At 65.7% G+C, this 26,275-nt stretch carries 34 protein-coding genes; 6 read left to right on the forward strand and 28 right to left on the reverse strand.

Annotated elements, in window-relative coordinates; translation table 11 throughout:
- Window positions 1-7 precede the first annotated feature (7 nt).
- From ASF30_RS09860 to ASF30_RS22980, 9 genes are all read right to left on the reverse strand, one after another.
- On the reverse strand, window positions 8-754 hold the full coding sequence (locus ASF30_RS09860; protein WP_055905425.1) for a hypothetical protein: 747 nt from the start codon (window positions 752-754) through the stop codon (window positions 8-10).
- A gap of 19 nt (window positions 755-773) precedes the next feature.
- Window positions 774-899, reverse strand: a complete 126-nt coding sequence (locus ASF30_RS23455; RefSeq protein WP_268765549.1) for a hypothetical protein — start codon at window positions 897-899, stop codon at window positions 774-776.
- A complete protein-coding gene (locus ASF30_RS09865) occupies window positions 896-1,564 on the reverse strand; it encodes a hypothetical protein (RefSeq protein ID WP_055905427.1) in 669 nt (222 codons plus the stop codon). The genes ASF30_RS23455 and ASF30_RS09865 overlap by 4 nt, the downstream gene beginning before the upstream one ends.
- 94 nt (window positions 1,565-1,658) lie before the next feature.
- Window positions 1,659-2,405 (reverse strand): J domain-containing protein, encoded by a 747-nt coding sequence (locus tag ASF30_RS09870; RefSeq protein WP_055905430.1) that lies wholly within the window; start codon window positions 2,403-2,405, stop codon window positions 1,659-1,661.
- Between the two features lie 49 nt (window positions 2,406-2,454).
- Window positions 2,455-3,537, reverse strand: a complete 1,083-nt coding sequence (locus ASF30_RS09875) for a J domain-containing protein (protein ID WP_055905434.1) — start codon at window positions 3,535-3,537, stop codon at window positions 2,455-2,457.
- Between the two features lie 227 nt (window positions 3,538-3,764).
- Window positions 3,765-5,453, reverse strand: a complete 1,689-nt coding sequence (locus tag ASF30_RS09880) for a UvrD-helicase domain-containing protein (RefSeq protein WP_055905437.1) — start codon at window positions 5,451-5,453, stop codon at window positions 3,765-3,767.
- 37 nt (window positions 5,454-5,490) lie between these two features.
- Window positions 5,491-6,489: a J domain-containing protein gene (locus tag ASF30_RS09885; RefSeq protein WP_055905440.1), complete on the reverse strand. Its 999-nt coding sequence runs from the start codon at window positions 6,487-6,489 to the stop codon at window positions 5,491-5,493.
- A gap of 12 nt (window positions 6,490-6,501) precedes the next feature.
- Entirely contained in the window at window positions 6,502-7,626 is a 1,125-nt protein-coding gene (locus ASF30_RS09890) for a hypothetical protein (protein ID WP_055905444.1), read from the reverse strand.
- A gap of 27 nt (window positions 7,627-7,653) precedes the next feature.
- A complete protein-coding gene (locus ASF30_RS22980) occupies window positions 7,654-8,310 on the reverse strand; it encodes a hypothetical protein (protein WP_055905447.1) in 657 nt (218 codons plus the stop codon).
- Window positions 8,311-8,448: 138 nt separating this feature from the next.
- Here ASF30_RS22980 and ASF30_RS22985 point away from each other — a divergent pair, with 138 nt between their 5' ends.
- The 3 genes from ASF30_RS22985 to ASF30_RS23460 all read left to right on the forward strand — a co-directional run bounded on the left by ASF30_RS22985 (window position 8,449) and on the right by ASF30_RS23460 (window position 10,489).
- Window positions 8,449-9,369: a DUF2637 domain-containing protein gene (locus ASF30_RS22985; protein WP_055905450.1), complete on the forward strand. Its 921-nt coding sequence runs from the start codon at window positions 8,449-8,451 to the stop codon at window positions 9,367-9,369.
- A 44-nt stretch (window positions 9,370-9,413) separates the two neighbouring features.
- Complete coding sequence (locus tag ASF30_RS09905; protein ID WP_055905453.1) at window positions 9,414-10,292, forward strand: hypothetical protein; 879 nt, start codon at window positions 9,414-9,416, stop codon at window positions 10,290-10,292.
- A 71-nt stretch (window positions 10,293-10,363) separates the two neighbouring features.
- A complete protein-coding gene (locus ASF30_RS23460) occupies window positions 10,364-10,489 on the forward strand; it encodes a hypothetical protein (RefSeq protein ID WP_268765550.1) in 126 nt (41 codons plus the stop codon).
- An 86-nt stretch (window positions 10,490-10,575) separates the two neighbouring features.
- On the opposite strand, the gene ASF30_RS09910 is transcribed toward ASF30_RS23460, so the two are convergent.
- From ASF30_RS09910 to ASF30_RS09920, 3 genes are read right to left on the reverse strand one after another with little or no spacing between them, the layout of a single operon-like run.
- Window positions 10,576-10,893: a hypothetical protein gene (locus tag ASF30_RS09910; protein WP_055905461.1), complete on the reverse strand. Its 318-nt coding sequence runs from the start codon at window positions 10,891-10,893 to the stop codon at window positions 10,576-10,578.
- 47 nt (window positions 10,894-10,940) lie between these two features.
- Window positions 10,941-11,195, reverse strand: a complete 255-nt coding sequence (locus ASF30_RS09915; protein WP_157497162.1) for a hypothetical protein — start codon at window positions 11,193-11,195, stop codon at window positions 10,941-10,943.
- 21 nt (window positions 11,196-11,216) lie between these two features.
- A complete protein-coding gene (locus ASF30_RS09920; RefSeq protein WP_157497164.1) occupies window positions 11,217-11,507 on the reverse strand; it encodes a hypothetical protein in 291 nt (96 codons plus the stop codon).
- Window positions 11,508-11,633: 126 nt separating this feature from the next.
- On the opposite strand from ASF30_RS09920, the gene ASF30_RS09925 reads away from it, so the two are divergent.
- Window positions 11,634-12,014, forward strand: a complete 381-nt coding sequence (locus tag ASF30_RS09925) for a hypothetical protein (protein WP_055905471.1) — start codon at window positions 11,634-11,636, stop codon at window positions 12,012-12,014.
- Between the two features lie 94 nt (window positions 12,015-12,108).
- On the opposite strand, the gene ASF30_RS09930 is transcribed toward ASF30_RS09925, so the two are convergent.
- From ASF30_RS09930 to ASF30_RS09990, 12 genes are all read right to left on the reverse strand, one after another.
- Window positions 12,109-13,551, reverse strand: coding sequence for a flotillin family protein (locus tag ASF30_RS09930; RefSeq protein ID WP_055905474.1), 1,443 nt, complete (start codon window positions 13,549-13,551; stop codon window positions 12,109-12,111).
- Window positions 13,552-13,738: 187 nt separating this feature from the next.
- The gene (locus ASF30_RS09935; protein WP_055905477.1) at window positions 13,739-14,272 is read right to left on the reverse strand and encodes a hypothetical protein; all 534 of its coding nucleotides are present in this window, start codon (window positions 14,270-14,272) and stop codon (window positions 13,739-13,741) included.
- A 79-nt stretch (window positions 14,273-14,351) separates the two neighbouring features.
- Window positions 14,352-15,110: a hypothetical protein gene (locus tag ASF30_RS09940; RefSeq protein WP_055905480.1), complete on the reverse strand. Its 759-nt coding sequence runs from the start codon at window positions 15,108-15,110 to the stop codon at window positions 14,352-14,354.
- A 46-nt stretch (window positions 15,111-15,156) separates the two neighbouring features.
- Window positions 15,157-15,672, reverse strand: coding sequence for a hypothetical protein (locus tag ASF30_RS09945; RefSeq protein WP_082467686.1), 516 nt, complete (start codon window positions 15,670-15,672; stop codon window positions 15,157-15,159).
- A 44-nt stretch (window positions 15,673-15,716) separates the two neighbouring features.
- Window positions 15,717-16,145, reverse strand: a complete 429-nt coding sequence (locus tag ASF30_RS09950) for a hypothetical protein (protein ID WP_055905486.1) — start codon at window positions 16,143-16,145, stop codon at window positions 15,717-15,719.
- 64 nt (window positions 16,146-16,209) lie between these two features.
- Entirely contained in the window at window positions 16,210-16,614 is a 405-nt protein-coding gene (locus ASF30_RS09955; RefSeq protein WP_055905488.1) for a hypothetical protein, read from the reverse strand.
- 20 nt (window positions 16,615-16,634) lie between these two features.
- A complete protein-coding gene (locus tag ASF30_RS09960; protein ID WP_055905491.1) occupies window positions 16,635-17,087 on the reverse strand; it encodes a macro domain-containing protein in 453 nt (150 codons plus the stop codon).
- Between the two features lie 967 nt (window positions 17,088-18,054).
- Complete coding sequence (locus ASF30_RS09970) at window positions 18,055-18,873, reverse strand: hypothetical protein (protein WP_055905497.1); 819 nt, start codon at window positions 18,871-18,873, stop codon at window positions 18,055-18,057.
- Between the two features lie 156 nt (window positions 18,874-19,029).
- Window positions 19,030-21,231 carry an Ig domain-containing protein gene (locus ASF30_RS09975; RefSeq protein ID WP_055905501.1) on the reverse strand — a complete coding sequence of 734 codons (2,202 nt, stop codon included), beginning with the start codon at window positions 21,229-21,231 and terminating at the stop codon, window positions 19,030-19,032.
- A 198-nt stretch (window positions 21,232-21,429) separates the two neighbouring features.
- The gene (locus ASF30_RS09980; protein WP_055905504.1) at window positions 21,430-21,747 is read right to left on the reverse strand and encodes a hypothetical protein; all 318 of its coding nucleotides are present in this window, start codon (window positions 21,745-21,747) and stop codon (window positions 21,430-21,432) included.
- Between the two features lie 91 nt (window positions 21,748-21,838).
- Window positions 21,839-22,192, reverse strand: a complete 354-nt coding sequence (locus ASF30_RS09985; protein WP_055905507.1) for a hypothetical protein — start codon at window positions 22,190-22,192, stop codon at window positions 21,839-21,841.
- A gap of 38 nt (window positions 22,193-22,230) precedes the next feature.
- Window positions 22,231-22,704 (reverse strand): macro domain-containing protein, encoded by a 474-nt coding sequence (locus ASF30_RS09990; RefSeq protein ID WP_162240746.1) that lies wholly within the window; start codon window positions 22,702-22,704, stop codon window positions 22,231-22,233.
- Window positions 22,705-22,845: 141 nt separating this feature from the next.
- Between ASF30_RS09990 and ASF30_RS09995 the strand changes: the two genes are divergently transcribed.
- Window positions 22,846-23,334, forward strand: a complete 489-nt coding sequence (locus tag ASF30_RS09995) for a hypothetical protein (protein WP_055905513.1) — start codon at window positions 22,846-22,848, stop codon at window positions 23,332-23,334.
- A 19-nt stretch (window positions 23,335-23,353) separates the two neighbouring features.
- Here the strand turns inward: ASF30_RS09995 and ASF30_RS10000 are convergent, their stop codons facing one another.
- Complete coding sequence (locus tag ASF30_RS10000; protein ID WP_055905516.1) at window positions 23,354-23,920, reverse strand: hypothetical protein; 567 nt, start codon at window positions 23,918-23,920, stop codon at window positions 23,354-23,356.
- A gap of 115 nt (window positions 23,921-24,035) precedes the next feature.
- Here ASF30_RS10000 and ASF30_RS10005 point away from each other — a divergent pair, with 115 nt between their 5' ends.
- Complete coding sequence (locus ASF30_RS10005; RefSeq protein ID WP_055905519.1) at window positions 24,036-24,497, forward strand: hypothetical protein; 462 nt, start codon at window positions 24,036-24,038, stop codon at window positions 24,495-24,497.
- 3 nt (window positions 24,498-24,500) lie between these two features.
- Here the strand turns inward: ASF30_RS10005 and ASF30_RS22245 are convergent, their stop codons facing one another.
- From ASF30_RS22245 to ASF30_RS23165, 3 genes are all read right to left on the reverse strand, one after another.
- Window positions 24,501-25,055 carry a ribonuclease HI gene (locus ASF30_RS22245; protein ID WP_082467692.1) on the reverse strand — a complete coding sequence of 185 codons (555 nt, stop codon included), beginning with the start codon at window positions 25,053-25,055 and terminating at the stop codon, window positions 24,501-24,503.
- The gene (locus ASF30_RS10015) at window positions 25,049-25,285 is read right to left on the reverse strand and encodes a hypothetical protein (RefSeq protein ID WP_055905524.1); all 237 of its coding nucleotides are present in this window, start codon (window positions 25,283-25,285) and stop codon (window positions 25,049-25,051) included. Before ASF30_RS10015 ends, ASF30_RS22245 begins: the two co-directional genes overlap by 7 nt.
- Before the next feature lie 65 nt (window positions 25,286-25,350).
- Window positions 25,351-26,064 (reverse strand): HNH endonuclease, encoded by a 714-nt coding sequence (locus ASF30_RS23165; RefSeq protein ID WP_055905527.1) that lies wholly within the window; start codon window positions 26,062-26,064, stop codon window positions 25,351-25,353.
- Window positions 26,065-26,275: the final 211 nt, after the last annotated feature.

Below are 26,275 nucleotides of genomic sequence, written 5' to 3' on the forward strand. Positions count from 1 at the left end.
TTCCGGGTTACGCGGCGGCCGGCTGGGTGACGGCGAGGTTCGACTGGGCCAGCCGGTTCGCGGTGAGGATGCGGCGCATCTCAGCCGCGTCGCTGGTGAGCAGCGTCTTGAAGTTCGGAGTGAAGAGCCCGACCCCGGCCACGGCGATGACTGCGATGCCTGCTTGGCCGAGCAGTCCGAGGTTTCCACCGGCCTGACTTGCGAAGATGGTGCCGCCGACGGCGAACACGGCCGACCCGAACAGCAGGAACGTGTTGCCAGCGATGGTTCGGGTGACGACTTTCGCTTGACGCTTTGCGTGGGCGGCTTCGTATAGCCAGATGCCGCGGAGGATCTCCATGTCGCCGGATCGGTTCACGTCGGGTGCGAGTTCAGCGAGGGCAGCATCTGCTCTCGCCGCAGCGTCCTGGTACTCGGCGACGCTGGCGTCGAAATCTCCGCGGTGCCGAGCGTTGACGACCAGGGTGTGGACGCTGCGGATCACAGCGACGATGAGTGCGACGGCGGCGACGGAGCCGAACAGTAGGACCGCTGTGGCGGCGGCATGTTCCGGTTCGGTGACCTCTCCCCGGCCGCCAGCTGTGACAAGCCACGCCTGAGTGGCGCCGTACAAGGCGACGAACCCGGCGACGAGAAGGACCGTGAAGGTGGTCTCCCAAGGCCGTGACGCGTAGGTGGCTGCTCGGTTCATGTCTCGCTCTGCGGCTCTGGCTTCCTTGCGCAGGTCGAGGGCGATTCGGTACTTCTCAATCATGGTGTCTCCGTATCTCAGGTCAGATGGTGGTTGTGCGGATGTGCTCGTGCAGGATCTCGCGGAACTTCAGTTCTTCAGCGGCTTCGTCTTCGGCTCGGGTGCGTGCAGCCTCCGAGGTGCGTCTGAGCCAGCCCAGCAGTGTCACGAGCTCACAGTGACAGCGGCGTATGACTTGTGCGCTGCCCGGAGCTGGGCGATGACGTCTTCCGACCAGTTGTGCTTCGCGGCGACCTCGTCGAAGTCGGTGTGGCCGTGGACGATCGCGTACAGGCGGGCGTCGGCGTCGTCGGCGGTCCAGTCCCGGTCGGTGGTGTCGACGACGGTGCTGATGGACCCGATCACCTTGGGGAGCTGGTTGACGGTCTGGATGAACTGGGCCCGCTCCACTTGACGGGCAAGCGCTCCATCCAGGAGCTCCTGGTACTCCTCGCGGTAGTCAGCCCACCGCGAGGCGGAATTGTCGCTGTCAGCGGCTTCCCTCTTCCAAGAGAAGAGGTCGTGGACGCGTGAGCACACCACCAGGAAGAAGACGCCTGCGGCGATGGCTGCCAGCACCCCGAGAGGTCCCACCCGGTCGCCGAGGTCCTTCGGGACGGAGAACCCGAACCAGAGCAGAGCCGCGGCGAGCAGCGCCAGCCCGACCGCCCAGGTGAGGGGCTTCCAGATGTGAGCGAACGGGTGCGCAGCCCCGATCCGGCGCCACTCGGCGGCTTCCTTCTCCGCTGCCCTGATCCTGAACTCGCAGGTGGAGATCGAGCTGCGGTGCGAGTGGACGTCGCGGTCCACGTTGTCGTTCCAGAGGGAGTTCAAAGCGGTCCTTCGTGTGTGGGAGTGTTCTTCTCCCACTCACATGTGCGGACTGCTCCGGTTTAGTGCGCCCGGCCAGGCCGACCGCGTTGGAGCGTCAGACCTGTTCGATCTTCCCGCCGCGGCTGGCGTGCCACAGTGCGACGTACCACCAGGAGAGGACCATGAAGATGAGGGTGACGATCGGTACCCATCCGCCTTCGCGGTGCATCGGCATCATGTCGAAGATCAGGGACAGCAGCCCCCAGATTGCGAGGACGCCGCCGAGGAAGAAGGCGGGAACGGCGAGGATCATCCGGTTGTTGTTCCAGCCGGCGAACGGGACGGCGATGACTCCGATCCAGACAATCATCTGGGCGATTGACGAGCCGGCCATCAACGCGTCCCGGGTGGCGTCCTGGACCGGGTTCAGCAGCAGTTGGTAGTAGTACAGTCCGGCGCTGGACAGGATGCCGGCGAAGAAGAACGCGGCGGCGATCGTCAGGTCGCGGGCTGACCCGGGTGGGAAGTTCCGCTGCTTCCACGAGGGGCGGGTGGCCGCCGGCACCTGCTGCGAGGCCTGAGGTGCAGACTGCGCCGGCTGGTAACTGGGTGCCGAGGTGCGATCCGGGACGGGCTGACCTGTACGAGCTCGGCGGGCGAGACCGCGGTCGTACACCTTCCGGGCGTCCACGTCCCGCAGGATCGTGTACGCCTCGTTCACCTTCTGGCTCATCGTCGCACCGGCCTCACCGGCGCGGTCCGGGTGGTAGTGCCGGATCAAGGTGCGGTACGCGTCGACGATCTCACCATCGGTGGCGGTGTCGGCGACGCCCAGCGTCTCGTAATGGGTTGCTGCACTCATTAGGCTTCCTTCCGGTCCGGATTGTTCCGCACTTGCGGGGTGGGCAGGATTAGCGGCCGGCTCGGGCTTCGGTCTTCTTCCAGTCGTTGGCGGTACCGGCTGCGACCTTCAGGAGCACCTGACCGTCTTCTGCCAAGACGAGGATCTCGTCGGTTGATGCTTTGGCCTCGCCGGGGAAGCGGAATCGATCGCCGGTGGACCAGTGCTCGACAACGTCGACCTTTCCGAAGTCACGGCACTTCACAACCTTGTAGGGGCCGTAGCCTCCACCGGTGCTGCCGAGGCGGAGTGCGTTTGCGAACTCCCAGCTGCCGACAACACGGTGACGAGCAGTGTGGTAGCTGAGAGCTGCCATGCTCACGAGGAACCAGACGACAAGTGCAGCGAACACCAGGTGATACGCGCCTCCACCGAGACCCCACGCCCCGAACACGCCGGTGAACCAGATAAACCCGTAAACGAGGACGCCGCCGGCGCCGACGAGGACGGCGAACATCTGCAGACAGCTGCTCATCCGCGTCCCGACGACGAACGCCATCGGGAGAATGAACACGGAAGACCAGGCGGCGAAGCCGGCGGCGTTGTGCCAGGACTCACCGATCTCGTCCGCGGGCAGGAGAAGGAAGAGGCCCCACGCGGCTGCGACCCCGGCAACGGCGAGGATGATCGAGATCAGGAGTCCCGGGATCCCGCGGGCAGGAAGGATGCCAGCGAGCAGCGACGGCTTCGGTCCGGCATCCGGGTAGATGGTGCCGGCACGCTTGACAGCCCACGGGTAGATGGGCTTCTCCGGCTCCGGGGCCGGCTTCGGCTTCTCCTGCTTCGGTGGCGACTGCTGGTAGTTGGGCTGCTCGTATCGGGGCTGCTCGTACCGCGGCTGCTCACGCTCCTGCTCGCGCTGCTGCTGCTCGTAACGCTCGTTCTCTTCCGCGATGACGAGCTTCCCGTCGTACTCTCGACGGCGGGCGTCATCTCGCAGGATGTCGTATGCGTGGTTTACCTTCGCGGCCATCGCTGCGCCGCCGGGGCCGGCGATGTCGGGGTGGTAGATCTTCACCAGTCGTTTGTATGACCTGATGATGTCCTCGGTGGACGCGTCGGCGGTGACGCCGAGGACGGTGTAGTGGGTCATCGTGTCAGTGGGCAAAGCGTTCCTCCAGAGCGGTGCGGATCGATACGTTACGGCCGGTTCAGGTCCGGGGTGATGCGATGGTTCGGCGAGTGTGTCCGTAAGCCCCGGAATGGGGTGGGTCCTGCTTCGTCGTCACCTTCATGTGCGGCGCAGCCGAAGAATGTCCCTGAACACAGAAAGAGCCGGACGCCTGCGCAATGCAGACATCCGGCTCAGGCCGCCTGTTTCTAGCGGGCTTCTGCTTCGTCCTCGGTGACACCAGCAGCGAAGTCGTAGATCCAGGCGATGTTCTTCGCGTCGAGGTGGCGCATCGCACGGGTGACGGCGACGTACATGAGGCGCGCCTCCTCCGCCTTCAACGGCTTGAACTCGCCGGTCTCCTTGTCGATCTTCGGGTAGGGGAAGTCAGCGCCGATGCGGACGTGGCGCCACTCGAGCCCCTTCGACACGTGGGCGGTGGAGATGCTGATGTCAGCCTGGTCAGCGGGGACGCAGGAGTCGATCGCGGCGATCACGTCGACGGCGCCGACCCGGACGATGGTGTTGATCATCGAGGCCAGGTTGGTGTTCTCGTCTGCGTCCTCGGAGGCGACGGAGTCGAGGACGTCCTGCCACTTCCGAAACCCGGCGAAGTCGGGGTGGCTGGTCCACCCGTTCTTGTCCAGGTCGATCGCAGCCTGGGCGATGGAGCGGAGCTCGGCAGCCTTCTTCTCACCGGCGATGTTGACGTTCAGGCCCTGCTTCAGGAAGAAGAGCACTTCGTTCATCGCGCCACCGTTTGTGCGACAAATCACGGCATCCGGACGTCGGTCGGAGTGGCGGTCGGTGTGCACGGAGGCGCGCTTGCCCTCGGTTCCGCGAACACGGAGATCCGCGCCGAGGGTCTCCAGGAACACGTTGGCGAAGTCGGCGATCTCCTCACCGAAACGGAACGACTGAGTGAGGGCGATCTTCTCCCCCTCGAACCCGTCGAGGGCGTCGACCGCGCCACGCCATTTGTAGATCGCCTGGTGCCGGTCGCCGACGACGATGACCTGTGCACCCTTCTGGGCGAGGACGACGCTGGTGGTGACAGGGTCGGAGTCCTGCGCCTCGTCGTACATGATGTAGTCGAACGGCAGCTGCGGCTTGGACAGCGCCCACATCTTCAGGTAGTGGGAGTGGGTGACGGGGAGCACACCGCTGGCCATGCGAACCTCGGCGTACGGGTCGGCGGGGATCTCGAACCCGTTCTCGTCGTACTCGACGACGACACCGCCGCCGTCGACGACCAGCAGGTCCTGCCAGTAGATCTTCGCCCAGCGGACGACCTCGTCGATCAGCTGCTGGGTGGCGTTGTCCTCGACCTCCTCGGCATTGGCGAGCTGGACGACGTCGTTGCCGATGATCGCCTTCGCCTTGTCGGACACCGAGAACAGGAATCGGGCGGGCAGCTGAACGTGCTGACGGCCGATCTCCTCATCCGCTGTGGTGCAGAACCGGTTGACGGTGTCGATAACGATCTTCATGGCAGAGTTCGCGGCGACCTTGTGGACCATCTTGTAGCCGGGGATGTCGATGCGGTCCATCTCCAGCGCCTTGGCGCTGTCGGTGGCGTTGAGTCGCTTGTCCAGGCGTCCTCGGCGGGGTGCGCCGTGGGTGGCGTAGGCGAGCGAGTGAGCGGTGCGGGCGTCCACGTTGGTGCCCTTGAACTTCTCCGCTGCTTCCAGTGCGATCGCGCGGTTGAACGCCAGGTAGAGGCCGCGACGCTCGGGGCGTCGGCGGGCGATCATCTGCAGGGTGGTGGTCTTGCCTGTGCCTGCGAGGGCGATGATGACGAAGTTCTCGTTCGTGTCGGCCAGGTCCAGAGCGATCTGCTGCTCGGGGGTGGGCTGACGCTCTCCGGTGAGAAGCGGCGCGGGTGCGGTGATGGTCATAAACACCACATGTGCGGATCGCTCGGGTTTCGCGGCCTCAGCGTGCTCGGAAAAGATCCTTCAGTTCCGACCAGGTGACCGTCGCTGTCGCTGGGACAGAGGAGAGCACTTTCCCGAACTTGTTCAGCAGCACCCACATTCCGGGTTCCACCTTGGCCATGATCATCTTCAGGTTGAAGCGAGCGCCGTTCTCGGGATGCTCGGCGAGCCAGTAGTCGCCGCCGGCGTGTTCGAGAACCTTCCACGGCCCGGTCCCGTCCCGAACACCTTCGAACATCAGCCGTTCCAGCTTCTGAGCGTCGGTGGCTCGGGCCCGGTACAGCGACCATCGCCACCCGAACAGGTACCCGGCTGCGAGGAGGGCCCCTTCCACGGGGATGACCCAGGCGGCGCTGCTCAGGTAGAACGCTCCGAACAGCAGGGACAGCGGGACTGTGACCCAGGCGACGACGTAGATGGCCAGCGCAGCGTACCGGGTGATGAGGCCGAGCCATCCGCGTCCGGCCAGAAGGATCGCCGGCGCCCCGAACACCCACATGTAGCAAGCCCAGGCGGTTGCGGAGATGTACGCGTCCCGACGGAAGTCAAGGTCGGTGTCGACGGCGGATTCGTACCAGCGGAAACCCCATGCGAAGATGCCGGCCACGGCGACGAAGGCGACTGCTGCGAGGAAGTACTTCCCGGATCCGGGCGGGACCAGGCGGACGCGAAGCGGGAGCCGCCGCCAGGTGCCGGTCATGTCCGGGCGCGGCGCCGGCGCCGCAGGTTGGGGTGCCTGTTCCGGGCGTGGTTCAGGCGCGGCGCTCGTGGTGCTGGATGCGGGACCCTGCACACGGTCACGGTCGTAGAGACGTCTGGTGTCGGGGTCGCGAAGCACCGCGTACGCTTCGTTGAGCTTCTGGGACATCGAAGCGCCCGTCGTGCCGGCGCGGTCGGGGTGGTAGTGCCGGATCAGGGACCGGTACGCCTTCCCGATTGTGTCGTCGTCGGCGTCCTCGGGGATCCCGAGGAGTTCGTAGTGTGTGGTTGCGCTCATCCGGAGGAAACCTTATCTCGCGGGCGTGTCCTCTGCAGAATCCCGGCGTTTCCGGGTGCCTGCATTCTCTTCACGTCGGCGGTTGTTCACCCATGCTGTGGAGCTGCGGCCGGGTGCGGTCGCGACGATCACTGCTTCGCTGTTCAGCACCACCCACGTGTTCCTTTGAGCTCTCCCCCACGTGTCGATGCTGAACTCGCGGCCGTCGGTGGATTGCACCAACGCGGAGGTTCCGTCGATCGCTGTGACGAGGAACGGCCCTCCGTTTTCTGCTGCGGCAGCGGAGGCTTTCAGCAGCTCCCATCGGTGCACCAGACCGCGGTCGGTCGAGAGGGCCCTCCACGATCTGATGCCAGCGCCGGCGAGGAACCATCCGGCGACCGCGGCGATGGTGGCAGCCGCGGCGGAGGGGGAGACGACGTCGATCACCCCGACCAGTGAGAGGACGGCGCCGGCGACAGGCGCGAGTTGGGCGAGGGCTGCCCACAGCTTCAACCGCCGTTGTGCGGCGCCGATGATTCCGATGATCGCAGCGAGCACGACCAAGGTGGTGTCATCCGGTGCGGGGAGGGTCGCAACGAACACGGATGAGCCGAGAATGACGGTTGCTGCTCCCGCGAGCACGTATCCCCTGTTCGCCCATCCGGCTGGGAAGAGTCGCTGGGTGCGGGTCGGAGGTTCAGGCATCTGAGGTGCCGCAGGTTCTGCTGCGACCGGTCGGTGCAGTGGGATGGGGGCCCACGCCGGCTGGGCTGGGCCTGTCAGCTGGGGTTCAGCGGCGGCCGGCTGACGCGACAGAGGGATCGTCGACCATGGCGACGAAGGGCGTGGGGTTGTCTCGGCTGCGGCGTCGGTTCGATCCAACCGCCATTCCGGTGCGACCTTCACAGCGGGCGCGTGATTCGCCGGCGGTTCGACCGACTCGACAGGCGCAGCGTTCGCCTGTGCGGGGAGGATCTTCGAGTCGTAGTCGTGGCGGCGTTCTGAGTTGCTGAGGACGTCGTAAGCGAACTCGACCATGCGGGCATGCTCGTCTTCGCGGAACCCGCCCTGGCGCAGCAGGTCGCGCGCAGCGGTCAGGTCCGCGGCGGTGGCGTCACGGTGGACGCCGAGGATGTCGTACAGGGTCTCAGCCATCAGAGCCTTTCAGCTATCGGTGCTGGGTCACGCGTTCGTGAAGTAGGTCCCTGTGACGGCGATGTCAGCCTCGGCGACCACGTCGGCGACGTCAGCGACGCTGAGGATCACCTCAGCGAAAGCCAGGTGACCTGCTCCGGTGCGGCGGCCGGGGACGAGACGCGGTGCGGGCTGCCGCACTGCAGAGGAGTCCTCCTTCAGCTCGGTCAGCGACAGTCCACTCACCGGGCTGTACAGCAGGGCTGCGTACGCTTCAGCGTTGCTGTGGGCGAGCATGACAGCGTCGGCTCGGGCGACGCCGAGCGCGGCAGCAGCCACCACTGCGGAAGCGTGCGGAGTCAGGGTTGCCTCGACGACGGTGACGTCGTCCGAGTCGAACACCCCGTTCTCCTCCAGCCAGCGCACGGCGGCTTCGATGTCAGCGGTCTCCACGTTCAGGGTGACGTCAGCGGTCCAAGTGCGGCCGAACTCCTCACGGAACTTCGGGTCGGACAGCACCGGAGCGCGAACCAGCGAAGGCACGGACAGGGCGTCGTCGGTGAGGGAGTCGATGAAACCTCCCAGCTCCGCCTCGAGCTCCAGCTCGGACGGGCGCCCCGGGAAGCTCAGCCCGATCTGCAACGTCCACCGGTCGGCGTCGACGGTTGTGCGAGCGGAAGCGGAAACGATGATGTTGGTGCTCATGGGGTGGTTCTCCAAGATGGGGTTCTGCGGCTGGCAGCGTCTGCTGAGCCCGGACCCTGGAAGGACATGTGGCGAAGCGCGGCCGGGCCGCGACCCCGGAACTGTGCAGAAGCGCCGACATCCGCGCATGGAGGAGGTATGCACGACTCCGCCGACCCCACGCTCACCCTCCAGCAGGAGACCGGACGACCTTCAGACAGGTTGGTCCGGTGGCTGCTGTGGCCGGTCGCGCTCACCCTCGTCGTCATCATCGCGAACGCGTTCGTGATCTCGTTCCAGTCCCAGGTTGACCTGGCGATCCTCGCCCGCATCCACAAGGACGTCGCCTTCGGCTGGCCGATCATCGTGGACGGCACCATCGTCGTGTCCACGTTCGCGGCGTTCATGCTGCACCGCCACGGCGTCCGGGTGTCCTGGTACCCGTGGGCGATCCTGATCCTGTTCGGGGCCGTGTCCATTTGGGCGAACGGCATCCACGCCACCGGAGCGGACGTGTCCCTGCCGGAGCTGTTCCTCGTCGGCGCCGTCCCCGCGGTCGGCATCCTGCTGTCCGTCCACCTGTTCGTGATCGTCATCGCACACCACAACCGGCCCGACCCGGTCCGGCCGCAGAAGGCGTCACCCGCCGCCGAGCTGCCTGCCGCGGCCGCTCCGGCGCACCGCGCCCCGCAGGCTGTCGTCACCGACGCAGCATTCACAGACGCGGCCGTCACTGAGCTTCCCAAACCTCCCCGTCCAGTCGCCGTGGAGCTGCCTGCCGCGCCGGCGCCGGAACTGGCTGCCAGCAACGCACACCCAACCTGGGTGCCCGAGACGGTCCTCCCGAAAGCTGCACCGTCTCCGCAGCCTGCCTCGAAGCCGGCTCCGAAGGAGACGAAGAAGGCTGCAGCCCCTCGCACCACCACGAAGCCGATGACCCGCGCTGAAGCTGGCGCGAAAGTCCGGGAGCTCGAAACCGCAGGGACCCAGGTCACCGCGGATGACATCAGCTCCTGGATGAACGTGTCACCGGCTCGTGCCGCAACGATCCTCACTCAGATCCGGCAGGAAGCCGTCTGAACCGCCCCGAGGAGCAGGACGCTCGCTCGACAGAAGGGCTGACCTTGTCAGATCCCCGCACCACACCTGCACACCAGAAGACCTCGTCGTACCACCCGACCGGAGGCTGGAACGAGAAACGAACACACTCGGACGGCCACTCCTACTGGCGTGACGGGAAGCTGCACCGGGAGGACGGCTACGCCGTCGACCGCCGCAGCAACCGGCAGGTGTGGATCGGCGGGAAGCTGATCCCCGCACCGGAGACGAAGCAGGATGTTCGGCTGACCTTCACCGGTGTCACGAAAGCCGGGTACCTCCACTGGGAGGACCAGGACGGCATGATCCGCGTCCGGGCCCACCTGAACGCCCGCAACGCCTACGAGATGCGCTACTTCGACGTCGAAGGTGAGCCGGAGCCGCACTGGGCCGGCGGATACACCCTCGTCGTCCACTACGACGACGGTGAGCGACGCTACTTCCGTCAGGACTACGACCACGGCGTCCCGAAGCTGCACCGGCTCGACGGGCCAGCCATCCAGCTTCCCGTCACCACCAGGAACCACGCCGCGAAGTCGAAATGGCTGGAAGACGGGCAACGAGTTGACGGCCCTGTCGAGCTGTTCATCCGTCACCGGATGAAGATGAAGGCGCAGCCGGATGACTGGTCGCCGCCGGTGATCACGGACCGTGAAGCTGCCCGACTCCGCGCTGTGGTGATCGCCGACCCGGAGTCGCCGATCGCACTGGATGTGGCGTTCACCTACTCGAACGAGTACTCAGAAGCGATCTGCCACATCGATGGGCTCCCCGCCCCGCAGCATCACAGTGTCGCCGATGAAGCCGCCGCCTGGCTGGCCGCCCTCACCGGAGAAGACGACGATGACACAGCGGGCGATGAGTTCATCACCGGCCCGGACGACACGGACGAAACCGGGAACTGAACCCCGCACAGCTCAAGCTAAACTCACATGCCCCGACAAGCCTGCCGGGGCCGTAACCCCCTGGAGAAGACATGACACGCGACAGGTACGAACCCCTCCTCGACGTCGCGCCGGAGCGGGAATACGAAGAGCAGATGCGGCTCTGGCAGGAACTTGCCGGACCGCCCGCCGAAGAGACCATCAGAGAAGACCAGTAACCAGAGACGGCAGAAGCCGGCACCCCAGGCGGGTGCCGGCTTTCTCATGCCTTCACGAGGTTTGCTCGCGGGAGCTCAGATGATGCTCACCAGTCCGCTGATACGTCCCCGCCGCTGAAGTAGTCACCGACGCGGGCGCCGTCGTAGGTGTGCTCGCTGACGATCACCCAGCCGTCCTTGCCGCCCCGGGTGATGTCGAGGCGGTATTCGTCGTCGACGTAGTTGGTGAGCGGCATCGTCACGCTGCAGTTGCCTTTGCTGTCGTAGGCGGCACATGTGGTCGACACGTACGTGTACGCCGGTTCGTAGTGCTTCCCGGTGATGGTCCCGGAGGAGATCGGGGAGCAGGCGGCGAGGGCCGCGACGGCCAGGGCAGATGCGACGACGGTGAGGATCTTCTTCATGCCTCCCTCATGTGCGGACCGGAGCTGTCCTGCGACGAGAGAGGGGGCTAGTCGATGATGTCGCCGACGTTGGCGAAGTGCCACACCGTCTCGGTGACGTACACCCAGCCGCGGCGGCCGTGGAAGTCGACGTCGAGGCGGTACTTCGGGCGGCGGGTGCCGTTGAACTCCACCACCTTCGTCAGGATCCGGCCGCGGCGTGTGCGAGGTGCGTGGAAGACGGTGTGAAACGCGCCGGCGATGAAGGTGATCGAAACGGCTGCGACCAAGGCTGTAACGGTGTTCTGGCGTGGGGTGCTCATGCTGTCAAGACATGTGGCGTTTCACGCTGCGCGGCGGCGGTGCTGTGAGTACCGGACCGGCTTCCGAGGCTGCATCCACGCCTGAACGACGGGGCCGCGGACGTACGCCTGCTCCTCGACTGCGCGGATACCGGTGACGATCGATGACAGGGTGATCACCCCGGTGGCTTCCACCTTCAGGGTGGTCTCCTCATCCCATGCGTCGTCCGTCTTCCGAGCTGCCTGCGTCGCAGGGTCGCCGAGATGCTCGGCGATGTCCTTGTCGGACCAGCCGCGAACCCAGAGACGGGATCGGGTGACGGTGGCGTGCATGGGTGGGTTCTCCTTGTGTGTCATCACCTCCATGTGCGGTCTGACGCCGTTCTGTTCCAGCACCCGTGTCTGCCACCGCCGATACGATCGAGCCGGCACCCCGCCACCAACCGGAAGGCTTCAGCTGTGACTTCGATCAACGACACCATGCGCCGCTTCACCGAAGGCCTCCTCGAGGACGCGATGGAGGACGCCAGGCAGAAGGTTCGGGACGACCGGGATGACCGGAAGCTGCGGAAGAAGGTGGAGCGTGAGGTGGAGTTCATGGTGTTCCACATGTTCTCCGCCGCCGCGATCGGCCGAGCCGCCGGGCAGGTGGGTGGCGGCCGCCGGCAAGCTGTCGGGGTCCTCCTCGCCGCGCTCGGAGCGGATCCGATTCCGGGCGCACCCCGCGACCAGGTGTGCGGGGAGTGCGGCCGCGACGACGTTGTGGGGCTCGCCGGGTTCGACACCCGACCGCAGAAGACGATCTGCCAGGACTGCGGAGCGGTGGACGTGAAGCCGTAAGCCTGCGGTGGAAGGCGCGAGCCGGCGGGCAAACGAAAAGGCGGCTGCCGCACGGGTGTGAACCCGGCAGCAGCCGCCTTCGTGTTGAGCTGAACTACTCGGCCGTGTTGCCGACCTTCACGTCGATGGACGCGGGAAGCTCCACCTTCGGGAGGGTGACGGTGGCGGCTGCGGAGTGACCGGCAGCCTTGCCGGCTGCGGTTCCGCCGATGACGGAGCCGAGCAGGTCCTTCAGGCCGATGCCCATGGTGGAGGACAGCATCGAGTCGACCTCGGTCATGCCGGACACGACGTTCTTCGCCAGCTGACCGGCGCCGTCGGTGGAGATGACGGTGAGGTTGTCGATGTTGGACATCGGAGCGGCGAGCTCACGGGCGATCAGCGGGAGCGCCTCGATGACCTTCAGCTGGAGCAGCGCCTCGGACTGCTGGGCGACAGCCTCAGCTGCAGCCTTCGTCGACTCGGCCTCAGCCTGACCCTTCGCGTAGATGGCCTTCGCCTCAGCCTCACCCTCAGCCTCAAGGGCTGCAGCGGCAGCCATGCGGGAGTCGCGCTCAGCGTGGGCGGCGATGAGGTTCTCGTCAGCCTTCGCCTGGGCGATCTTCGTCACACGGTACGCCTCAGCGTCAGCGACGGCGCGGACCTCGGACTCCAGCTCAGCGGCACGCAGCGAAGCGCGCTTTTGGGCGGTGATCTCCTGCTGGGCGACGACGGCCTGCTGCGACTGCGCCTCGGCGAGCGGGCGAGCGGCTGCAGCCTCAGCGGCAGCCTTGTCGGTTGCCTTCTGCAGGTCAGCCTTGCGGAGAGCGAGGGCGTTCTCAGCCTCGGCGATGGACTGCTCAGCGGAGACGGCAGCCTCGCGGGCCTCCTTCTTCGCGATCGACTCGGCGATCTCGGCGGTCTTGCGGACCTTCGCCTGCTCGGCGCGGCCGAGGTCCTCGATGTAGCCGTTGTTGTCGCTGATGCCCTTGATCTCGAACGAGTCGACGTCCAGGCCCTGGTTCTCCAGCGACTGGCGGGCGATGTCGAGCACCGCAGCGGACAGCTCGTCACGCTTCGTGATGATGGTGAGGACGTCGGTGGCGCCGACGGACGAGCGAAGCGAACCGGACAGCACCTCCAGGGCGAACCCGTCGATGTTCTTGTCCTGGCCGAGGAAGCGCTGCGCGGCGGCGCGGATCGCGGTCTCGGTGGATCCGACCTTGACGATGGCGACAGCGTCGACGTTCATCGTGATGCCGTTGTTCGTCTGAGCTACCGCCTGGATGTCGATCGCGCGGGAGCGGAGGGAGATCTTGTGCGCCTTCTGGAAGAACGGCATGATCCAGACGCCCTGGCCGTGGACGACACGCTGGCCGGACTGCTCCGCCTCGATGCCGTTGACGAGCTTGCGCTTGGAGCGCTTGCCGGTGACGACGATCGCCTCGTCGGGCGAGACGTTGCGGTACAGGACCTTGGCGTAGATGAAGATGATGACGCCGATGACGACAAGGGCGAAGATGATGCCGAAAGCGGGGCCGAACAGGAAGTCGAGCAAGCGACTTCTCCTTTCAAGAGGGAACGTGCGAGTGGGTCACACCGGGCGGTGTGGCATGCGGGTGGCATGTGGCGGTACCTTCATGTGCGGCATCCGGTGGATTCGCTGGCGTGAGCCTCCGACGGCCGGGGCGCGCGAAAATCTCTAGTTGGGTGCTGCGAAAATCCCAGGTAGCGAGCTGGGAAGCCTAGCTCGACGTCGTGGGTTCCAGTCCGCGCGCTCCGCGGAGCTCGGCGAGTTCCGCCTCGAGCTCAGCAACACGGGTTTCAGCGGCGATCGCTCGCCCTTCCGCTTCCAGTCGCGCTGCGTGCGGAGTGATGCCGGTCTTCCGCTGGACGGTGAAGGTGTACAGGGACTCATCGTCCGGGTAGATGATGTCGGTTTCGACGTAGTTGGTGCCGCCGACGATCCTGAACCAGCGGTGGATGAGCTCCGCGAGGACGAGGGTGGCGCCTTGGGTGTCTTCGAGGGTGACTTCGATCTCCCCGTCCCTGATCGACTGGCGATGCAGGATCATGTCCTCACGGCTGATCTGGTTCGCCTTCCGGCGGCCGGTGACGATGGGTCCAAACCCACCCTCCGGGGCGATGACTCGGATGGTGTCGCCGTCGGCGGCCATCATCGTCTCGCCGGTGCCATAGATGCGTTCGATGGCGCGGCCGATCTCCTCCATCGCAGTCATCGGCATGGGGAGGCTGAATGCGGCTACGGGCTTGCCCATCTCTGCTTTCCAATCGGTTCGGTGTGGCGGGGGGGGGGGGGGGGGGGGTCCAGACATGTGGCAGCGGTTCCCCGCAGGGTCAGTCGAAGAAGACGCCTACGGTGCGGGCGATGGTGTCGAGCTTCTGCTCGTCGGTTCGACGGTGGTCGCGGACTGCTTTCTGGATCTTCGTCAACTTCTTCGCGTCCGCGGTGGCGCGGCGTTCATGCGATTCGAGCCAGTCGCCGTCGACGACAACGTCGTCAGGTCCGTAGTACGTGGCGTCAGCTCCGGGCTGTTTCCGGCCGAGGTAGGTGGAGGGGCGCTCGTCCCTGCCGGCCAGCCACTCCTTGCGCTCTACTCGCTCCTTAGCGAACTCGGCGGTGCGGGCCTCCTCCGCTTCAAGGTCACGGGCGCGGTGGCGGGCGAGCTCTGCGGTGAGGGTGGCGATGGTGTCGGCTGCGTTCAGGGCGAGGGCTTTCGCGTCTCCGTCGAGGTTGAGGTCACGCAGCCCGGTGACGATGGGGGCGATGTCCTCCTCGGTGCGGGCAGGGCCGGGCTTGATGTGTGCCCGGAATCCGATGAGGTCGCGGTCGATGGCGAAGTACTCGGCCACCTGGTCGAGGATCTCGGCGCCGTCCGTTGAGGAGATCCGAGCACGGAGAGCTGCGATCTTGTCTGTCCATCCGTCGACGACGGGGAGTTCCGGGGCGGTCGGGTCGATGTAGGCGCGGAGCTTCGCGATGGTTTCGTCGCGGCGGCGGATGACGTCCACCGCTGCCAGGAGCAGGTCAGCTTCGGGGACTGTTTCGCCGAGCTGCAGGCGGGTGATGGTTCGGCTGACGATGCGGTCTGTCATGCGGCGCTCCTGATGGGTGAGGGGAAGTGCGTGGGTGCGGGTGGGTTCACAGGACGGCTGAGGCCGGCTCGTAGAAGTTCAGGGGGTTGCTGATCCGGTCCAGGTGAGCTTCCGCCGTTCGTGACAGGTGGGGGCGGAGGATGCTGGAAGCTCGGAATGACTGGAACAGCGAACCGAGGACTGCGGCGGTGGCGGCTGGGATGCCGAGCACGAGGATGACTTTGCTGGTGTCGTCGGCGAGGGCAGTGATGGATGGCGCTTCGAACACTCCGGCGTACACGGCTGCGAAGTCGGCGACGATCCCGACGGCCACTCCGACGGCCCAGCCGAGGTTCCGGTCGACCCGTTGCAGGTGCGTCTCCACGTCGTTGCGGCTGGCGAGCTGCATCCACCGTGCGGGCGCCCAGTATTCCTGGGTGAGGTCGTCGAGGGTGACGGCGAGAGTTCCATGCTGGAACCGTTCGACGTTGACAACTTCCCGGACTCGTCCGTCGCGGACGACGAGGGTGCCGGCGGCCAGTTCAACGGGGACGGTCGGTGCAGTCGGGTCGTACGCGGTCATGAGGCCTTCATGTGCGGTCGGAACCGGTTTCGGGGCGGGCTCGGTCACGAGAGGGAATGGACGGTTTCGATGCGACCGGCGAGGACCTGGATGTCGTCGATGGTTCCGGTGTGCCGTTTCGGTCCGAGCACCAGCGACCAGGAGGTGCCGATGACGGTGACGTGCATGGGCGGGGTGGTGTCCGGCCATGAGAGATGCCAGGCGCCGGAAGGGTCGTCGGCGACGTCAGCTGCGTCGAACACGTCTGCGTCGAGGAGGGCGACGAGGGCCCTGGCGGTGTCTTCGGAGGTGACGGCGACGTCGGTGCTGGCAGGAGCCTGCACGGAGTTTGCGGCGGCTTCAGCGATCGCAGCTTCGACTTCGGCGGCGGCGGTTGCTGCACGGCGTTCCCGCCATCCGTCGATCTTCTCCCGGTTCCAGTGGTACACGGTCATGCCGATGGCTACGAAGATGAGTAGGGCTGAGATCTCCACCCGTGCTGCCTTCCGATCGGTGTTGCTGGTCGGGGAGGAGGCATGTGGCGGGCGCCGGCCGGGGTCAGTCTTCAGGTGGGGTGTGCAGGTCGATCAGGTGCCGGCGGACATGCAGGTCCGGTTCGGTAAGGATCTCCGCCCGGATGTCCCGTTTCGCGACAGACACGGTGACATCTTCGTCGAGGACGAACGAGGTGCCGTCGATGACGACCTGCTTCATCCCGAACACATCGCGGACGGATTCGAGGACGCCGCCGGTCGGTGGAGCGGACTTGAAGTGGATGGTGACGTCATCACCGACGTTGGCGCTGTCGAGCTCGGCAGCGGCCATGAACTCGGCGGTGCCGAACACCGCTTCGTGGGTCAGGAACGCATCCGAGGCCGGCTGCAGCTTCGTCGGAAAGTGCCCTGTCCTCTTCTCGTAGGTGTGCCCGGAGGAGGTGACGGATACCGGCTTCGTGTAGTTCATGCCGTCGTAGGTGTGCGGGGCTATCCCTCGTAGGTCCACAGTTCCAGGTCGCAGCGGTACTCCGCAGCCACCTTCTCCAGCACCGGGAGGGCGTCCTCCCAGACGAGGCCGCCGATACCGCAGCCGATCTGCGGCAGGGCGATGCGGGTGATGCCGTTCTGGTCGGCGTGCTGCAGTGCGGCGCGTGTGCCGGTCTCCAGCCAGTCGAGGGAGGCGTTCGGGCCTGTCTGGTCCTGGGAGGCGATGTTGTACACCGCGGGGAGCTCCTCGGTTGCCGGCCAGAAGAACATCCCACCGGGGATGAGGGCGCCGGAGCGGCACACCTTCGCGTACGCGTCGAACATGCCGGCGAACCGGAGACGGAACACGTTCGCGATGCCGGCGTGCATGGCGCCGACAACGTTCACCCCCTGCCCGAGTGCGGGTGCGTCAGAGGTGAAAAGGTCGCCGGACTTGTGGGTCACTGTGGTCATGACACCTACATGTGCGGACAACCTCGGATCCGGCCGGTCGACATCGATACGAGGTTCGCCATCCTGGAACCGAGGAACCGTTTAGAGGTTCGCTCTGTCAGGCCAAGTCGTACGTCTGTCGCGCAGGAATGCGGTGAGAGCAGCGGAGGTGGCACGCCCGTCAGCAGGTCGAGTCAGCCACCTCGTGTCGTACCGCCTCTCCCACTCTTCGGCTTCCAGGCGTCGAGGGATCTGCACGGACTTCCAGTACCCGCGGTTGTCTCGAGCCCATCCTGTTCGGTCGAACCTGGACCAGTCGGAGGTCCATCGGTTGAAGTCGGAGAACTCGAGTGGATTTCCCTTCCGAACGACAGCCACCGAGTCGTCACCGGTGGCGATGAGCTGCCCGTCGACGGTCAGCAGCAATCCACCGCCGCGGTAATAGAACAGCGGGAAGGGTTCATCTTTCGCTGTCCACCAAGTTCGGTATCCCTCGCTGATTGATACGGAGATCACCCAGAACGGGTACGTCACGTTCCAGGTTGGCAGCTGCGAGTACGTGGGGACACCGTCCTCATGAAGCAGGCGGGCCACCTTGTGTGCGTACCTGTCCAACCTGTGCTGCCAGTCCTCGACCGGTTGAACACGTGCGGGCGGAACGTAGAGGAGATCAGGTGCTGGTGACCGCGGGCTTGCAGATTTTGAGGTTCGTGCTCCCAACAAGCGTGAGAAGAAGCCCATCGAAGGCGTTCCTCAGCTGATCTTGATGCCGCAGACGGGACATTTCTGGAAGCTGCTCGGCGATGCGATTTCAGTGCCGCATCCCCGGCAGACGTAAGCAGCTCGGTGGGGTGTTTGCATCAGACCACTCATAGCTTTTGCTCCCATCTGGGAGGGCGCAGCGCGCCCCCTGATGGTGGAGACAGTACCGCAATGGCGGCATCCGCGGCCGACCAAAGTTCTGCCCCGATGCCACCGCCGGCGACGGTCAGCGGATCTTGTCGACGAACGCGATGAGCAGTCGCCGCCACAACGGGAGCGGTTCCGGCTTCCGGGCGCCGGAACGTGCTCCCCCGATTGAGTATCCCCGTCGCGCTGCACCTCCTGGTATCAGTTGCAGTTTCGGGAAGATCTGCGCCGCGTGCTTCCCCGGGTACTTCATGGTCAGCTGCTCGTATTCGGCACGGGATGTCGCAACCCCGCCGATGAAGTCCGCTGCTCGCTTCGCCGTGTGCGCGTCATGGATTTCGTCGACGATGATGAACCCGAGCTCTGCGGCTTTGCGTGCCTCGTCGCCGTCGATCAGAACACCGTGGTACCGGTTGGGGCGGTCGGGATGCCACCGGTCTACGATCGCGGCCACCTGATCCTTGTAAGTCTGGCCTTCCTCGCCTTTCATGGATGCCGGCTTCTGGAGAGCAGCGACGTCGCTGGCGATCCGCGCGTTCACCCGGTCGAAGTACGCGGCCTCCCAGGAACGCCCCTGCCGGGTCCGGGCTTCGAGGCGATGGAAGACGCCGGTCGGTTCGCCGTTCTGAGGGGCATCCGGTGTAGGTTCCGGCTGGACAGGGATCGGGGTGGTCGCGGGCGCCTCCGTTGCAGGCTGGACAGGCTCAGACATGGGCGCCTCAGCCGCAGGCTGCACGACGACCGGAGCGGTCGGTGTCGTGTCCACGGTCAGCTGCGGGAGCCCGGCATCCGGGTTCAGTACCTGGCAGTTTTCGCCGTCCCAGTGGAATCGCTCCACCGTGCATGCTGAAGGGTTCGGGCAGATGACTGCCTTCGACCTGTACGACGTGACCTGCATGCGGGTGCTCCTCTCAGCGCCGCGAACCGCGGACAGAGCGTAGGTGTGCGGCAGAGCCTCCGTTCACCTCGCTGTCCCTGGCGTCCCCATCCAACGAGAAACCCCGTCAACCGGTGTGGTTGGCGGGGCTCCTATGGGTGCTGTCAGGTGTGCGGTTTACTCCGCTGCCACCTTGCGGCGGCGGACCATGAGGGCTGCGCCGCCGAGGAGCATCAGAGCGGCAACACCGAGGAACGGTGCGCCCTCGAAGCCGAGGCCGGGGATGACATCGGTGCTGTCACCGGCTGCGGCGACTGTGATCTCGGAGATGAGGTACTCGACACCGTCCTCGTCCACGAAGTACAGGTGGTGCGTACCAGCGGGGGTGTTGAGGGGAATCGTCACACTGGCCTCGACCTTGCCGTCGGAGTCGGCGGTGAACGAACCTAGGGTGACCGGGTTGGACCTGAGGACGACGGTGACATCCGAATCGGGCGCGAAGCCGCTTCCGCTGACGGTGATCGTCGCGCCGGCGTTTGTCGTCCCCTCTTCCATCCCTCCGGGCGGGTTGACGGACACTGGCGGCCTCACAGCGACCCCAAACCGCTTCGCCATGGAGCCCTCATCGTTGAACGCGGTGACTGTGAAGTCGTACAGTCCGTACTTGGTGGGCGTGCCGGACAGTACACCGGACTTGCTGAGGGTGATACCGGCGGGCAGGTCGCCGGAGCTGACCTCCCACTGGACGTCCTTGTCAGAAGTCAGCTGCTTCGAGTAGGGGACACCCTGCTGCATCTTGCCGAGATCCCTAGTGGTAGTGGTGATCACCGGGTTGCTCTTGCCGCCGTCGTGGTGACGGGTGACTGTTCCGCGGTAGACCTGCTCGTCGGTGTCGTCGGTCTTCTCCTGGCTGCCGATGACAGCGAAGTCGTAGTATCCGCCGTACGCCTCGTCACCGTACTCAACGGTGCCGGACAGGGTTGCCGTTTCACGGTTGAAGGTCAGACCTGCGGGCAGGGTGCCGTCCGTCTGCCAGAAGTCCACGTTGGTGCCGGTGAACGTGTGGTTGATCTTCTGTCCGGCGGTCAGGTTGCCGAGAGCGTAGCCGTCGACGACGGGCTTGCCCTTCTTGACGTTGATGGAGAAACCGTTGAACACGCGGGTCTCACCGGCGGCCGGGTACCGCGTGTTGGACGCGATGACGTTGAAGCTGACGTTCCCGACCTTCGTCGGGGTGCCAGTGATCATGCCGACGCCGTGCTTGTACTTGAAGGTCAGACCGGCGGGAAGGGTGCCTTCCAGGGTGAGCGTCTCCTCGTAGTTCGCGACGATCGCGGCCGAGTACTCCTCGCCGACGCGGGCGGTACCAGTGAACTCGGTCTGCTCGCGCGGGAAGTTCGGCAGGCCCTGCAGGGCAGTGCCGTAGAGAGTCTTCTCGTACTGCTGACCGCCGACCGTTGCGTTCAGGGTGATGCCCCAACCGCCGTAGGTCGTGAACAGACCGTCGAGGTAGAACTTGCCGCCCTGCTTGACGATGGACAGGTCGTAAGTGTCGGAATCGCTGCCGAACGTGACGTTGGTGGCTCCGGGAACGTTGATCAGTTCATGGGCCTGCGCGCCCTGCTCGAAGGTGAACGTCTCGCTCATCCACGGGTCTTCCGGCTGCGCCTCAGCGATGTGGATGGTGAACGTGTGGGGGGTTCGGAGAGTCCAATCCGGTCCGACCGCCACCAGGGTGAACGTGTAGTCGCCCGCCTTGGTTGGGGTGCCGAAGATGGCTTTCCGTTCAACGTCGAGGTTGAGTCCGGGCGGGAAGTTGAAGCTACCGTCGTTCTCTTCGACCGACATGGAGCCGTTCCAGTTCGTCGCTTCGAGCTGGAAGTAGTACGGGGAGCCGACCGTTCCGGACGGTTCTGTGAGGGAGAGCCACACCGGGTGGTAGTCGGGAGCCTCGACCCTGGTGACGGTGCCGGTGAACGTCTGGTCGGACGTCCCCTCAGCGCCGTCGGAGGCGGTGACGGTGAACGCGTACGCGCCGGGGACGTCGGCGACGGTGCCGGTGAGGTGGCCGGTGCTGTCGACGTTCAGGCCGAGGTCTGCGACGCTGGCGTCCGCGGCGGCGTAGGAGACGGCGCCGGCCGCCATCAGGTAAGAGTCGACGGTGTCGCCGACAGTCAGGTCGCCGACGGCGTTGGGCTGGGACATCCACGTGATGCCGGTGCCGCTACCGGGGCCGCCGGGGAGGCCACCGGGGCCGCCGGGGAGGCCACCGGGGCCGGAGGCCATTGCGGGAGTGGCCGCGAAGATCGTGGTCGCAGCGACGGCTGCTGCGGCGAGGGCGGCGCCGAAACGGCGACCGCGGGTCAGAGTGCTACTCAAAGGTGGATCCTTCCAGATAGGTGGGGTGGTGCATGTTGGGCGGTGATCCGCCGATGGCTTCATTCGCAGTGCAGCGCAGCACCAGGCAAATCCGGCGCTCCGACATTGCCACGTCGGTCATCTAGGTGTGCGGTGACGCACAGACCGTGCCGTGCACTGGGGGTGCGAGTGCGGCCTCCAGACGGTGGGCCTCGGCGATCATCCGGAGATGGCGGCGCCGATCATCGACAGGATGTCGGAGGCGTCCAGAGCTCTGGCGTCCAGCAGCTCCTGCAGGATCTCCTCCGCCGTGCGCGGGTTGTCGTCCTCGTCTGCGTAGTTGGCTGCGACGACCGCTTCCGCGACAGCTGCAGGGTCGACCGGCGCCTTCTCGCCACGAGCGACCTGGATGGCGTCGGCGACGTGATGCGTCAGGGTGTCCAGAAGGTCGTCGGTCTCATCGCTTGACGGGACATCGAACTGCTGGAACAGGGCGGTGAGCTGGTCGTTGATCGAGTAGAAATCGTTGGTCTTCATGAGGGTGATGCTCCTTCTTTGTCACTACCCACATGCGCGGATTTCCGCGGTTCTGAAGCTGATCTGGCGACTGTTCAGAGTGCGCGATAGTTCACTGGCGGCCGCGGAGCGCGCTGTTCCTGTGCACGGAGAGGATGAGGTCGTGCAGGCGGATCTTGTCGACGGAAGCGAGCTCCTCGTCTGTGAGGCCGAGCTCGGCGGTGGTCAGGGTGACACCCCGATCGGCGAGAACGGTCAGCACCTTGCTGATGCCGGCGGCGAAGCCGCGCTCGTACTTGGACGTCAGCTCCTCGTCGAGGGCCCGGTCGATCTCGGCGACGGCATCGTTCAGTTCGGGCGCGGCGATGAGCTCACGGATGGGGCGGAGGACGTTGCCCAGCGCGAGACCGGACTTGTAACCGCCCTGATCGTCCAGAGTGGTGTCGGAGATAGTTGCGATGGCCATGGTGTCCTTCGGTAGGTGGAGTGGATCGGAGTGGTGGGTCACTTGCGGGGGCCGATGCCGAAACGGCGTTGGGTCCACACTTCGACGTCGCACTGGTGCGATTGGGCGAGCGCGGCAACGACAGGTTCGACGTCGGCCCAGTCGAGCCCGCCGACACCGCATCCGATGCGTGGCATGGCGACGGTCTTGAAGTGGATCTCGTCGGCGTGGTCCAAAGCTTTCCGGAGCGACTCCTCCAGCCATTCGAGGCGGGCGTTCGCGCCGCGGCGGTCCTGGGAGGCGAGGTTGAACACGGCGGTGCGGTTCTCGATCGGAGGCCAGTAGAAGAACTGCCCCGGCTTGAACGTCTGGTTGGCGCAGATGCGGAGGTACATGTCGTGCATCATCGGGAACCGGTCACGGAACGTCGGGGCGATGCCGGACCACATCTGACCGTCCACGTTGACCCCTTGCATCAGGGCAGGGGCAGTCGAGGTGAACAGGTCACCGGTCTTCAGGATGAGGGCGCCCATCGACAGTCCTTTCTCGAGGTGCGCCTCCACCATGTGCGGAGCAGGAGGAAAACACCTGCCGGAGGTCGAACCGCGGCATCCGGGCGCCCCGGGCCGAGCGATTTCGCTGCATCGTCGGCGGCGCATGGCACGATGGCCGGCATGGGATTCCTCGACAAGCTCCGCAGCAAGAAGAACGAACCGACGGTGGTCGCTACCGTCACGATCAACCAGTCCGACCTGCGGGCGGCTGGAACCTCCGTGGAGGCGAAGCTCGTCGACTATGAAGCACTGCAGAAAGCGGAGGACCAGGCGTCGAAGGTCCGCGGAAAGCACTACACCGAATGGGGCGATGACCTCGATCGGCTTCGGAAGGACGGACCTGAAGACGAGTACCTGGCGTTGGTTCTCGACTGCGTCGACGGCGCCGAACGCGCAGCGAAGGTGAACGGACGCGAACCGGCTCCCGCCTACACGGAACGGGCCGCAGTGGTCTACCGACGTCGGAAGGACTACGCCGCAGAGGTGGCTGTGCTCCAGCGCTGGGAGGATGTCTGCCCTCCGGAGCGACGAGGTCCCGGCGCGACACAGCCGAAGCTGCTGGTGAGGAAGGCGAAAGCGTTGGAGCTGCTGGCCTCAACCGGCAGCTGATCCGCCAACCTGATTCGGGTCAGGCGGCCTTTCGCTGCTCCGGGAACTCGTGCAGGTACCCGCGGGTTTCCGCCCGGCGGAGGACAGTGGAGTGGTGCACGTCGATGGTGCGGGCGTACTCGGTGACACCCATCGCCCAGACGCCGGCGATGACGTCGGCTTTGTCGGGGTCAGGTCGGTCATCAGTGCGGCCGGCGGTGTGCAGGATGCAGGTCAGGTGCAGGGCGCTGCGGAGCTTCGTGCCGCACCAGCAGGCGTACTGCTTCGCAGTCCTCGACTTCGGGAGCGGATCCACACCACGGCGAGTCAGCTCCTTACGGCAGGCGTTGCCCGAGACACCGCAGACACGGGACAGCTCCTCCCAGGAGTCGTACTCGACGATGTCGAGCATCTCCGCGGTGGACGGGTAGTTCGCCTTCTCGCGGCGGCCTGCGGTCTCGTATTCGGTGATGTCCCGGCGGGCGAGCTCCTTGCGGACACTGGTCGCGGAGACGCCGACACGGCGGCCCATCTCAGCGACTCCGTGCTCGGCGATGATCGCGAGCATGATCTTGGTGTCCGGGTAGGCGGTTTTCTTCTGCGGCATGATGCTGCTCCTTCTTCTCGGAGCATTCATGCGCGGAGCTGGCGATTAATGCTGGAGCGTGGGAATCCGCTGGGTGTACCTTGTGGACACAACGCGATGAAGCGGAGACCCGACCATGAGCGCTTTCGGTATTGCTACAGGCAGCCCGACCTCCCCCGGCGGTCCCATCGAAATCAACGCCAGCGCCAAGGACAAGACGATCAACGCGCTCGGCGCGCTCGTGAAATGGATCCCCGCCGATGTGGTCGCCGGCTACGGCATCGCCACCACCCTGAAAGTCGCGAACAACAAGGACGCAGACCCGGACTGGGTGGCGTGGTGGATTTTCCTGATCATCGCGCCGATCTTCGTGGCGGTCGTCGCATGGGCAACGAAAGAGACCAAAGACTTGGCGTGGAAGGTGATCCTCGTCGTCCCAGCATTCATCCTGTGGTCATCCACGATCCCGGCATCCGTGTGGAACACGTTCTCCTGGTTCAAGGATGCGACAGCCCTCACCTACGGGGTGCTGTTCATCATCGCCGTGTTGTTCACGATCGTCGCACAAAGACTGGCACCGCCATCGGACGGTGCATAACCCCTACCTCTGGGCGGCAGCCTTCCGCGCCTGCCTGGCAAGCCTGTCCGCTCGTTCGTTCAGCGGATCACCTGAGTGACCCTTCACCCGGACGAACACCACCGTGCGTTCCGACATGAACGCGTCGATGTACGCCATCTCGGCATCCGCGCCGCGCTTCACCCAGGCGTTACGGCGTTCCCCGGACTGGTACATGCGGATCGCTTGGAGCGCCTCCTTGCAGTCGCAGAACACCGTGATCCGCTCGTACAGGGCATGCGCTTCCAACGCTTTCGCGATCGCCCGGAGCTCCGCACCGAACGACGACTCGGACGCCGGTCCGGAACCCTGCCCGCCGATGCTGGACACCCACCCGTAGCCACCGCGCCCGTACCCGCCTTGATCGGGCTCCCCGGAACCGTCAGTGGCGACGGTGATGGACAGGCGAGGGATCGGGCGGCCAGCGATCGGCTGGTCAGGGCCGACAGCAGGTTCAGGGCGGGCCCAACGGGTCCGCGGAACGTAGGTGGACGCGATCGACGGCAACGGGGCGGCTGGTGGGCGCGGGATTGTCACCACGGCAGGGGCGGCACGCCGACGAAGATGACCGTGTAGCCGTCCTCGGCGAGTGACTCAGCGACGTACTCGGGGCTCACCTCGCGGCAGTCACCGCAGTCGTTCTCGAACCAGCGGCCGTCCTGCTTCACCAACGTGGTCAGATCGGGGTCGGTGAGGTGGCCGACGAAGGCGTTCTCGTAGAGGTCGCCGAGGTAGGCGACGATCGCTTCGTGGCTGGTGAGGGTGGGCATGTGCGGTCCTTCAGGTTGGCTTATCCGTCACCTTCATGCGCGGAGTTGCCCGGAATCACCCAACCTCAGCTGTTCCCCTTGATGACGTTGCACCACCAGTGGGCTGCCTGCAGGTTCTCTGCGGTGTGGCCTCCGTCGACGGTGACGGCTTGGATGTGGTCGAGGGTGACGGACCACGGGTCCGGATGCTGGAGTGTCTTGTCGATCTCGGTGCCGCAGATCCCGCACATCCAGTCGCATGCTTCGTACACGGCTTGCGGGTCGACGTAGTCGGCTTGCGGGTCGATGTGCCCAGCGGCGCGGGCTCTGGCCAGGTAGGCGCTGCGTGCGCGGGCGGCCCTGGATAGGGAGTGGCGGGCTGGCGTCCACAGGGACTGCGGCTGCACTGGGGAGAACACGTACGCTTCCCAGCGGTAGTCGTTGCCGTGCTCGTCGACGTCGGAGATGAGCTCCCGGGCGAACCACGTCTCCGGGTCGTCGAGGAATGCGGTGCGGTGCGGCAGCTCGAACAGGTCGGCGCCGACTCCGATCACCGGGAGGGTCAGCATGCTGGGCCGGTAGTCAGGGCCGACGGCGACGAGGCCCCACATGTCGGTGCCGATGAGGTCTGCCACCATGACGGTGTCCGGGGAGGCCATGCCGGTCAGGTACCCGGCGGCGGCTGCGTGCCCGTGATGCTCCGGTTCCAGCAGCGCGTATGAGGTGATGAGCCCGTGCCGTTCGACGGCGTCGCCGGGTTTCGGCCACCGGCCATGCTCGTACGGGAACTCAGCATCCATGTTCGTGCGGAAGAACTGCGGTCCACGGGCCGACTCTTCAGCGCGCGCTTGAACCTTCTCCGGCCGAGGTGCAGGAATCACGGTCCCTGGCCTGTCGAGGGTTCTGCTGATGCTGCGGCGCAGGTTCGCGTTGCACCGTGGGGAGCAGACATGCCGGTCCCGCTGCTTCCAGTGCGCCTTGGCGGGGATCGGGTTGCCGCACTTCACGCAC

The organism is Leifsonia sp. Leaf264 (genome assembly GCF_001422325.1).
Lineage (GTDB): Bacteria > Actinomycetota > Actinomycetes > Actinomycetales > Microbacteriaceae > Orlajensenia.

What these genes read in the sequence shown, in the direction of transcription:
- ASF30_RS09885 (WP_055905440.1), bottom strand. Translation starts at nt 6,489, where the DNA reads ATGAGCGCAACCACACACTACGAACTCCTCGGGATCCCCGAGGACGCC.
- ASF30_RS22985 (WP_055905450.1), top strand. Translation starts at nt 8,449, where the DNA reads ATGCACGACTCCGCCGACCCCACGCTCACCCTCCAGCAGGAGACCGGA.
- ASF30_RS09995 (WP_055905513.1), top strand. Translation starts at nt 22,846, where the DNA reads ATGGGATTCCTCGACAAGCTCCGCAGCAAGAAGAACGAACCGACGGTG.
- ASF30_RS09980 (WP_055905504.1), bottom strand. Translation starts at nt 21,747, where the DNA reads ATGAAGACCAACGATTTCTACTCGATCAACGACCAGCTCACCGCCCTG.
- ASF30_RS09945 (WP_082467686.1), bottom strand. Translation starts at nt 15,672, where the DNA reads ATGACCGCGTACGACCCGACTGCACCGACCGTCCCCGTTGAACTGGCC.
- ASF30_RS09940 (WP_055905480.1), bottom strand. Translation starts at nt 15,110, where the DNA reads ATGACAGACCGCATCGTCAGCCGAACCATCACCCGCCTGCAGCTCGGC.
- ASF30_RS09970 (WP_055905497.1), bottom strand. Translation starts at nt 18,873, where the DNA reads ATGCAGGTCACGTCGTACAGGTCGAAGGCAGTCATCTGCCCGAACCCT.
- ASF30_RS10005 (WP_055905519.1), top strand. Translation starts at nt 24,036, where the DNA reads ATGAGCGCTTTCGGTATTGCTACAGGCAGCCCGACCTCCCCCGGCGGT.
- ASF30_RS09860 (WP_055905425.1), bottom strand. Translation starts at nt 754, where the DNA reads ATGATTGAGAAGTACCGAATCGCCCTCGACCTGCGCAAGGAAGCCAGA.
- ASF30_RS09985 (WP_055905507.1), bottom strand. Translation starts at nt 22,192, where the DNA reads ATGGCCATCGCAACTATCTCCGACACCACTCTGGACGATCAGGGCGGT.
- ASF30_RS23460 (WP_268765550.1), top strand. Translation starts at nt 10,364, where the DNA reads ATGACACGCGACAGGTACGAACCCCTCCTCGACGTCGCGCCGGAGCGG.
- ASF30_RS09890 (WP_055905444.1), bottom strand. Translation starts at nt 7,626, where the DNA reads ATGGCTGAGACCCTGTACGACATCCTCGGCGTCCACCGTGACGCCACC.
- ASF30_RS09870 (WP_055905430.1), bottom strand. Translation starts at nt 2,405, where the DNA reads ATGAGTGCAGCAACCCATTACGAGACGCTGGGCGTCGCCGACACCGCC.
- ASF30_RS09920 (WP_157497164.1), bottom strand. Translation starts at nt 11,507, where the DNA reads ATGCACGCCACCGTCACCCGATCCCGTCTCTGGGTTCGCGGCTGGTCC.
- ASF30_RS09910 (WP_055905461.1), bottom strand. Translation starts at nt 10,893, where the DNA reads ATGAAGAAGATCCTCACCGTCGTCGCATCTGCCCTGGCCGTCGCGGCC.
- ASF30_RS09875 (WP_055905434.1), bottom strand. Translation starts at nt 3,537, where the DNA reads ATGACCCACTACACCGTCCTCGGCGTCACCGCCGACGCGTCCACCGAG.
- ASF30_RS09935 (WP_055905477.1), bottom strand. Translation starts at nt 14,272, where the DNA reads ATGGGCAAGCCCGTAGCCGCATTCAGCCTCCCCATGCCGATGACTGCG.
- ASF30_RS10015 (WP_055905524.1), bottom strand. Translation starts at nt 25,285, where the DNA reads ATGCCCACCCTCACCAGCCACGAAGCGATCGTCGCCTACCTCGGCGAC.
- ASF30_RS23165 (WP_055905527.1), bottom strand. Translation starts at nt 26,064, where the DNA reads ATGGATGCTGAGTTCCCGTACGAGCATGGCCGGTGGCCGAAACCCGGC.
- ASF30_RS22980 (WP_055905447.1), bottom strand. Translation starts at nt 8,310, where the DNA reads ATGAGCACCAACATCATCGTTTCCGCTTCCGCTCGCACAACCGTCGAC.
- ASF30_RS09960 (WP_055905491.1), bottom strand. Translation starts at nt 17,087, where the DNA reads ATGACCACAGTGACCCACAAGTCCGGCGACCTTTTCACCTCTGACGCA.
- ASF30_RS09990 (WP_162240746.1), bottom strand. Translation starts at nt 22,704, where the DNA reads ATGGGCGCCCTCATCCTGAAGACCGGTGACCTGTTCACCTCGACTGCC.
- ASF30_RS09955 (WP_055905488.1), bottom strand. Translation starts at nt 16,614, where the DNA reads ATGAACTACACGAAGCCGGTATCCGTCACCTCCTCCGGGCACACCTAC.
- ASF30_RS09915 (WP_157497162.1), bottom strand. Translation starts at nt 11,195, where the DNA reads ATGAGCACCCCACGCCAGAACACCGTTACAGCCTTGGTCGCAGCCGTT.
- ASF30_RS10000 (WP_055905516.1), bottom strand. Translation starts at nt 23,920, where the DNA reads ATGCCGCAGAAGAAAACCGCCTACCCGGACACCAAGATCATGCTCGCG.
- ASF30_RS09880 (WP_055905437.1), bottom strand. Translation starts at nt 5,453, where the DNA reads ATGACCATCACCGCACCCGCGCCGCTTCTCACCGGAGAGCGTCAGCCC.